This is a genomic window from Methylobacterium sp. B1, assembly GCF_000333255.1.
In the GTDB taxonomy this organism is placed as follows: Bacteria; Pseudomonadota; Alphaproteobacteria; order Rhizobiales; family Beijerinckiaceae; genus Methylobacterium; species Methylobacterium fujisawaense.
In genome coordinates, this window is the sequence record NZ_BACT01000925.1 from 1 (window position 1) to 5,276 (window position 5,276).

Sequence of the window (5,276 nt, forward strand, 5' to 3'; positions counted from 1 at the left end):
ATCTCGCGCCGCCGGCCCGGAGGCTCGCCGCGTCGAGGCCGAAGGCCCGGCAGAAGACCGGCCGGGACAGTCCACCGAGGAACGGCGCCAGCGCGTCGTCGGGGAGCGGCGCCTCGGCGGCGTCGATGAGGGTCCGGCTGTTGCCCTTCCGGCGCCGGAAGGACAGACGGCGGCCGTCGGCGGCGGCGATCTCCGCGCCGAGGCGCAGCTGCGGCATGTCGTGCAGGAAGGCGTAGGGGGTGGATTTCCCGAAGCCGAACAGCAGGTCGGTGACCGCCGCCAGCGCGGTGCTCTTGCCGGCCTCATTGGCGCCCAGCACCACGTGAAGGCGCGCATCCGGCCGGAATTCGACCGTGCGGTCCGTGAAGGCGCCGTAGCGCTCCAGGGCGAGGCGGATCAGGCGCATCGGGCCTCCATGGGCGATCGCCTCAGCAGTGCCGGCCGCCGAGGCGCCCGAGGACCAGCGCCTCCGCCTCGGCACAGAGGGCGTCGAATTCCGCGTCGAAGTCGGCTTCCGCTGCGGCGGTCACCGGGATCCGGCCACCGATCTCGGCCAGGGCCGCCTTGGCCCTTGTGCGGAAATCGGGGTCGCGGTCGAGTTCGGCCAGCAGCGCGGCGGGGTCGATGGCGGCACCGGAGGGCTCCACCGCGGCGCGCGGGCGGCACGTCTCGATCTTCAGGCGCTCCAGCCAGATATCTTCGTGCAGCCGGTGCGCGGCCGCCTGGATCTCGGCCGTCAGGGTCTCCCGGTCGGCCGCCAGGGCGTCGTGGGCGCGGGTGGTGCCGACGAGGTGGACGCGGACCAGGAGCAGCCGGCGGGCCGCGACGGCGGCGAGCGGCCTCAGGGCCGCCTCGACGGCCTCCACGGCGCCGCGCGGGTCGGCCGCCGCCGCGAGGTCGACCGCGATCCGCTCGAACCGGGCCCGGTCGAGGGGCAGGCGGCTGACGCCCGTCACCCGCCCGTCGGCGACGTCTACCACGACCGCCCCCTTCTCGCCGCACTCGCGCACACTCCGGCCCTGGAGATTGCCGGGGAACACGATCCAGGGATCCCGGGACAGCTCCGCGTATTCGTGGATGTGGCCGAGCGCCCAGTACTCGTAGCCCCGGGCCGCAAGGTCGGCGACCGAGCAGGGGGCATAGGTTTCGTGGGCGGCGTGGCCGGTGCAGGAGGTGTGCAGGACCCCGAGATTGAACCAGCCCGGCACGGCCGCCGGATAGGTGAGCGACAGGTTCTCTTCGACGGCCCGACCCTGGAAGCTGCGGCCGTGGATCGCGACCCGCAGCGCGTCGAGGCGCAGGGTGCCGGCGCGGGCCGCCGGGAACACATGTACGGAGTCCGGCAGCGTGATCGAGCGCGTGATGACGCTCTCGGCGTCGTGGTTGCCGCGCACCAGGATCGTCGGGATGCCGGCACGGTCGAGGCGCGCCACCTGCCGGGCGAAGAACAGGCCGATCGTGGTGTCGGCCCAGTCGCCGTCGTAGACGTCGCCGGCCACCACCACGAAGGCGACCGACCGCTCGATCGCTTGGCTCACCAGGTCCTCGAAGGCCTGCCGCCCGGCCGAGGCGAGGCGCCGGGCGAGATCCGCGTCACGCGTGGCGAGGCCCGAGAGCGGGCTGCCGAGATGCAGATCCGCCGCGTGGATGAAGCTGAACGCGGTCATCGGTCTCCGGGAGGGATCGGTGGCGAGCCGGGGCGCGCGATCGCGCGCAGCCGTCGGCATCACAATGCGGGCTCTTAGGCCGCCGACAGGGGTCGCCTCAAGCGGCGGCATGCGACGAGCTGTGGGGCACGTCGCCGGGGACGGCCTCTGCGGCTCGTCGATCGGGCCCTTCCGCGGCGTCGGTGCGAATCCGGTCGAACGTCCCGGCCCCGGGCGCGTTAGAGCGTGGCGGTGACGGGAGAGCCGCGCGATGAGGTACGAGACCGGCCCGATGAATCCTGCTGCACGCCCGGCCCGCCTCACCGCCGCATCGTCGCACGCCCTGCCGATTTACCCTGCCGATCGGCCGCATCAGCCCTTCAAGATCGTGAGCTGGAACCTGCTGCGGCGCACCGGCGCGGCGGTTGACGACGTGGCCGCCCTCGTCGCCCAGGAGAAGCCCGACCTGCTGCTGATGCAGGAGGCGACCCGGGCCATCGGCTTCCTGCTGGACCGGATCGGCGGCCACTACGCCTGGGCACCCCTGCCGGGCCGGATCCACGGGCTGGCCATGTGGAGCCCCAGGCCCTGGCCGGCGCCGCCCCGGGTCATCGCGCTGCCCTCGGGGGCGCTGGTGCACCGCGTCTGCCAGATCCTGGACCTCGGCGAGTTCGGCGTGGCCAACGTCCACCTGTCGCATGGGCAGATGCTCAACCGCCGCCAGCTGCGCCGCATCGTCAGCGAGCTGCCGCCCCGGGCCGCGGTTCTCGGCGATTACAACATCGTCGGCCCCGCGATGATCCCGGGTTTTCGCGACGTCGGACCGCGTCAGTCGACGCACGCGATGGTCGAGGTGCTGCCCCTGCGGCTCGACCGCTGCCTCGCCCGCGGCCTCGTCTGCCACGCCCATGCGGTGCTGCCGCGGGGGCCCTCCGATCACCGGCCGATCATCGTCCATCTCGGCCCGGCCCCCGAGGCGCATGCCCCGGGACGCTTCAAAGGTATGGCAGCAGCAGTCGCACGCCTGCGTCGCGCAAACGGACCGGCAGGCCGCGCGCGGCGAGATCCTCCCGCCTGAGCTGCGTCTCCATCTTGCCGCGCATGAACCGGTCGAGCGCGGCCGCGCAATCCGCGTCGATGATCTCGACGTTCAGCTCGAAGTTGAGCCGGAAGCTGCGCATGTCCCAGTTGGCGCTGCCGACGAAGCACCAGATGTCGTCAACCACCATCGCCTTGGAATGGTCGAAGGGCGGCTCGTCGAGCCACACCTGCACCCCGGCCCGCAGCAGCGGCTCGAGATGCGCCCGGGTCGCCCAGTCGATGAACGGATGGTCGCTGACCCGCGGGATGATCACGTCGACGGTGATGCCCCGCATCGCGGCCTGCGCCAGAGCGCCGGTCACCAGTTCGTCGGGCAGGAAGTAAGGCGTTACGAACCGGACCTTCCGGCGCGCGCAGGCGAGCGTCTGAAGGATGACCTGCTCGATCTTCTCGACGTCCGCATCCGGGCCGGAGGTGACGGCCCGGGCGACGCTGGGCCCGCACGGCTCGAGATCGACGAACCACGGTTCGCCGTCGAGGATCTCGCCGTCCACGAAGGCCCAATCCGCCGCGAAGGCGGCGGCGAGTTGCTCGACCACGGGCCCGGTCATACGGAAATGCGTGTCCCGGATCGGATGCTCGGGCTTCAGCGCGACGCGATTCGCGTGCGAGATGTTGAGACCGCCCGTGAAGGCGATGCGCCCGTCGAGGATCAGCAGCTTCTTGTGGGAGCGCAGGTTGAGGAACGGCATCCGCCAGGGAAGGGCCGAGTGCATGAACAGGGCCACCGGCACCCCGGCCGCCGTCAGCCGGCGGTAGACGGGCGTCCGGAAGTAGCCGCCGCCGATCCCGTCGATGATGACGCGCACCATCACGCCGCGGTTCTGCGCCTCGACGAGGGCGTCGCAGAATTCGCGGCCGGTGGCATCGTCCCGGAAGATGTAGCTCGACAGGCCGATGCTGGCCTGCGCCTCGCGGATCGCCGCCAGCATCACCGGATAGGCCGCGTCGCCGTTTCGGAACATCTCCACCGCATTGCCCGCGAAGGCCGGGAGGCTGGTAATCCGGCGGATCGCCCGGTCGAGGGGCCAGAGCGTCTCCGGCACCACGGCGTCGTCGGTGTCGGGCAGCTGCGTCGCATCGGAGGGCTTGGTCCGCAGCCGCCGGGCGCGGCGCGAGACCCGGTTGATGCCGAAAGTCAGGTACAGGGCGGTCCCGAAGATTGGCGACAGCCACGCGAGACCAATCCAGCCGACCGCCACGCTCACCCGGCGCTTGCGCAGCAGGGCATGCAGGGTGACGCCGATCGCCAGCGCGACGCCGATCAAGGCCTCGACGTCCGCCCGCATCAATGCGGTCGACTGAACCCAGCGGAAGAGCGCGTTTTCCAAGGTCTCGGTATCCGGGTTCGCGTCGGGAGGCACCGGATTGGCCCAAGGCCCGTGCGGCGGGCGGGATTAATCCGCCGGCTTGGCCGGATGCGCAATGGCGGCGGTCCCGGCGGGCCGCTCGCAGCGATAGGGGCCGCTGCCGTCCAGCGCCCCATACAGGACCCGCCCGCCCGAGGCGATGCAGCGCGCCTTGGCTTCGGCGTAGGGCCGGTGGAAGCTCCAGATGGTGATCATGGGACCGATCGTGGCGAGGCAGATGCCCCCGAAGATCACAGCGGCGGCCCATGTCGCGCCGTTGCGATCCGGCCGCGGCGGTCGCGGCGGCGGCATCGCCCCGTAGAAGGCCAGCGTCAGTCCGAACAGGTCGATGGTGCTCATCAGCCGTTCCGCGTTGCGGCGCCGCATCCGACAGGATCGGGTGTGCCGAACCACCTAGGGCAGGGCGCGTCGTTACCTATAAGCGCGGCGCCGACCGGCCTGCGTCGTATCGCGCCACCGCGCGCGATCTCGCGGCCTCACGGCTCCCAGCGCGGCGGCCTCTTGCCCAGGAAGGCGTCGATGCCCTCCTGGGCGTCGGCCATCATCATGTTCCGCGTCATCACCTCGGCGGCGTAGCCGTAGGCGTCCTCGAGACCCATCTCGAGCTGGCGACCGAACGCCTCCTTGCCGATCGCCAGGACACGCCGGGCCTTCCCGGCGATCCGCGTCGCCAGGGCGCCGACCGCCGCGTCGAGTTCCGCCTCCGGGACCACCCGATTGACGAGGCCGATCCGCAGGGCCTCCGCGGCGTCGATCGGCTCGCCCACCAGAAGCATCTCCAGCGCGGCCTTGCGCGAGACGGCGCGCGACAGGGCGACCATCGGGGTCGAGCAGAACAGGCCGATCTGCACCCCCGGCGTGGCGAAACGGGCCGTCTCGGTGCAGACGGCGAGGTCGCAGGTGGCGACGAGCTGGCAGCCGGCGGCGGTGGCGATCCCGTGAACCCGGGCGATCACCGGCTGCGGCAGGCGCGTCAGGCTCAGCATCAGCCGGGCGCAGGTGCGGAACACCGCCTCTGTCGCCGCGCGGGAGGGATCGGTCCGCATCTCCTTGAGATCGTGCCCGGCGCAGAAGGGCGGGCCCGCCCCCTGGAGAATCACGNNACCGGACGCCNGGATCCGCGCGGATGGCGTCGAGCTGATCCTGGAGGNCGCCCATG

5 protein-coding genes and 1 pseudogene are annotated in these 5,276 nt (G+C 71.9%); 1 reads left to right on the forward strand and 5 read right to left on the reverse strand.

Annotated elements, in window-relative coordinates:
• A partial coding sequence (locus I53_RS26065) for an AAA family ATPase (protein ID WP_043356339.1) occupies positions 1–406 on the reverse strand: 406 nt, incomplete at its 3' end.
• A gap of 22 nt (positions 407–428) precedes the next feature.
• Positions 429–1,667, reverse strand: coding sequence for a DNA repair exonuclease (locus I53_RS26070; protein ID WP_043356341.1), 1,239 nt, complete (start codon positions 1,665–1,667; stop codon positions 429–431).
• A gap of 271 nt (positions 1,668–1,938) precedes the next feature.
• Between I53_RS26070 and I53_RS26075 the strand changes: the two genes are divergently transcribed.
• On the forward strand, positions 1,939–2,724 hold the full coding sequence (locus I53_RS26075; RefSeq protein ID WP_236952974.1) for an endonuclease/exonuclease/phosphatase family protein: 786 nt from the start codon (positions 1,939–1,941) through the stop codon (positions 2,722–2,724).
• Here the strand turns inward: I53_RS26075 and I53_RS26080 are convergent.
• The 3 genes and pseudogenes from I53_RS26080 to I53_RS26090 form a co-directional block, all read right to left on the reverse strand.
• Positions 2,642–4,078: a phospholipase D-like domain-containing protein gene (locus I53_RS26080; protein ID WP_043356343.1), complete on the reverse strand. Its 1,437-nt coding sequence runs from the start codon at positions 4,076–4,078 to the stop codon at positions 2,642–2,644. The two genes, I53_RS26075 and I53_RS26080, sit on opposite strands and share 83 nt — an antisense overlap.
• Before the next feature lie 66 nt (positions 4,079–4,144).
• On the reverse strand, positions 4,145–4,456 hold the full coding sequence (locus I53_RS26085; RefSeq protein WP_043356346.1) for a hypothetical protein: 312 nt from the start codon (positions 4,454–4,456) through the stop codon (positions 4,145–4,147).
• Positions 4,457–4,593: 137 nt separating this feature from the next.
• Positions 4,594–5,276 (reverse strand): annotated as a pseudogene (locus I53_RS26090) (enoyl-CoA hydratase); the annotation flags it as partial.

Excerpts from the sequence above, each read along its gene's own strand:
- I53_RS26070 (WP_043356341.1), bottom strand. The coding sequence starts at position 1,667 with ATGACCGCGTTCAGCTTCATCCACGCGGCGGATCTGCATCTCGGCAGC.
- I53_RS26075 (WP_236952974.1), top strand. The coding sequence starts at position 1,939 with ATGAATCCTGCTGCACGCCCGGCCCGCCTCACCGCCGCATCGTCGCAC.
- I53_RS26085 (WP_043356346.1), bottom strand. The coding sequence starts at position 4,456 with ATGAGCACCATCGACCTGTTCGGACTGACGCTGGCCTTCTACGGGGCG.